The organism is Postechiella marina (assembly GCF_039538365.1).
GTDB classification, from domain to species: domain Bacteria; phylum Bacteroidota; class Bacteroidia; order Flavobacteriales; family Flavobacteriaceae; genus Postechiella; species Postechiella marina.
In genome coordinates, this window is sequence record NZ_BAABCA010000017.1 from 1 (window position 1) to 1,562 (window position 1,562).

Here is a 1,562-nt window from a genome sequence, read left to right on the forward strand (position 1 = left end):
TACTGGTTGGTCTAACTTATTATAAACAATCTCTTCCCAAGTATTTGCGTCACCCTTTCCTGGTATTTTTTTTTCTACTAAGCGGTTTCTATCATCATATTTATATTGATAACATAATTCTGAGAGCTCTGTAGCGTCTGGTTTTGCAGACTGTGGTTCTGACTTTGGTGGTAGGACATAACTTAAATTACCATAATCATCATAAACGTAATAGGTGTCGTGAGGAGTGTTAGTTTGTGATACACCATTGACAACAGATGTTCCATAGGTTCGTTTTAAAACAACACGCCCTTGCTTGTCTTTAAACTCCTCTGTAGAATGATTTAAACCCGAGCTATGGTTTTCATCATATGTAATACTTTTATACAATGTGTTGGCTGCATAATAGCCATTTAAAACTAAAGTGGGTGTATATACTTTTATGTTACTACTGGTAGATTCGCTTATATTGACATCATAACGCCTTACTTCTGTGCCTGTATTAGATTTATAATCAAACTCTATTTCATGGCCTTGGCCTAGTTTCCAATCTTTTCCTGGAGCTGCTTGTTTTAAAACTCTGCTTAAAGGAGAAGCTTCTAAAGCTTTCTTCGAATATGGGTTTACTGTGCTTTGTGTTAAACCAATAAAGTCATCATTAAATCTTGTAGTATTGTAATAATAAGATCTTGTATCATCTTCAGCTGTGGTTTGAAATGCACCACAATTACTAGATGTTGCATAGGGTAAATAGTCTTTGTCTTGCCTTCCATAATCATCATAACTTATATGGGTAATTATGTCTTTACCTATATGACCTTCCATGAGCTCACTAATGCTTGCTTCTGCTCCGTCTAAACGTTGTAAAATAGGATCAGTAAAATACTGACGGGTATTCACATCTGTTGAATAATATAAATAATTTCTAAAACGAGAGGTTGTTGTGCTACTAGACCATTTAAAATCATTCCCATTTATAACCTTATTCCCATTTGTATCGTATACACCACTTATTCCTGAATTACCTCCAGAATAAGTATATGGATGAACAACTCCTACTAATAAATACCACTGATTTAAATTTGGTAGGTCTCCAAACCAAAAGTAAGGATTGCCATTTCCTGAACCACTTAGATTATTGACGTTTTGAGTGCCATGATACGTAGTTCCGTTTTGAGACCCTGTTCGTTTTACCCAAACTGTATATCTATAGCCTACAGTATTGTCTACAGACATGTAATTTGTATTCCAACCACCATCAGCATTACTACTAGAATCGTTCCCGCAACGCCATAATATTGAAGTCTTCCCATAAGGATCTGTTCCATTAATCCTTTGATTTTCTGATGTTGCTCCATTTTGATTATAAAACGGAGCTGAGCCACTCCCTAAAGTCCAATTAGTCTTTCTGCCTAATAAATTATTATTTAGTAAATCTCCTCCTGCTCGTACACCAATACTTTGCATGGGCCTACCAAGACCATCATAATATGCTATGCTTTCTATCTTTTCATTGTTTTCTAAACTAGAAACATTTGTTGTTTCTTTTCTTGGAGTTATAGTATATACATAATTCTCATCAC

The 1,562-nt window shown here is 35.0% G+C and carries 1 protein-coding gene; it reads right to left on the reverse strand.

All coding sequences use genetic code 11. The features are described 5' to 3' along the window. Positions 1–1,562 (reverse strand): DUF6443 domain-containing protein (locus tag ABD715_RS17735; protein ID WP_344789672.1); only part of this gene is annotated, 1,562 nt, incomplete at both ends.